Origin of the sequence: Dyadobacter endophyticus, assembly GCF_014641595.1 — a bacterium.
In the GTDB taxonomy this organism is placed as follows: domain Bacteria; phylum Bacteroidota; class Bacteroidia; order Cytophagales; family Spirosomataceae; genus Dyadobacter; species Dyadobacter endophyticus.
On sequence record NZ_BMIA01000025.1, the window covers coordinates 1 to 540 of the forward strand.

The 540-nt window shown below is 42.6% G+C and carries 1 protein-coding gene; it reads left to right on the forward strand.

Annotated features, from left to right (window positions below; all coding sequences use genetic code 11):
* Window positions 1–540: lipoxygenase family protein (locus IEY24_RS33305; protein WP_188939497.1), on the forward strand; the 540-nt coding region annotated here is incomplete at both ends.

The window sequence follows — 540 nt, forward strand, 5'->3', positions numbered from 1 at the left end:
AAAAGACTCTAAGAGTGAGTCACCATCCAGCAGCACCTACATCCCAAGAGATGAGAACTTTGGTCACTTGAAGTCATCAGATTTCCTTACATATGGAATAAAATCCATAGCTCAAACCGTTTTACCTACATTTCAATCTGCATTTGGTTTAAATGCCGAGTTTGATAGGTTTGACGACGTGCGTGGACTCTTTGAAGGTGGAATTCATCTCCCTACAGATGCACTCAGTAAAATTAGCCCCCTACCAGTGCTCAAGGAAATCTTCCGCACTGATGGTGAACAAGTCCTCAAGTTTCCACCACCTCATGTCATCAAAGTTAGTAAGTCTGCATGGATGACTGATGAAGAATTTGGAAGAGAGATGCTTGCTGGTGTTAATCCATGCCTAATTGAGTGCCTTCAAGTGTTCCCTCCAAAGAGCAAGCTAGATCCCACAGTGTATGGTGATCAAACTAGTACAATAACCAAAGAACACTTAGAGATCAACCTTGGTGGACTCTCTGTGGAACAGGCACTGAGTGGTAACAGATTGTTCATATT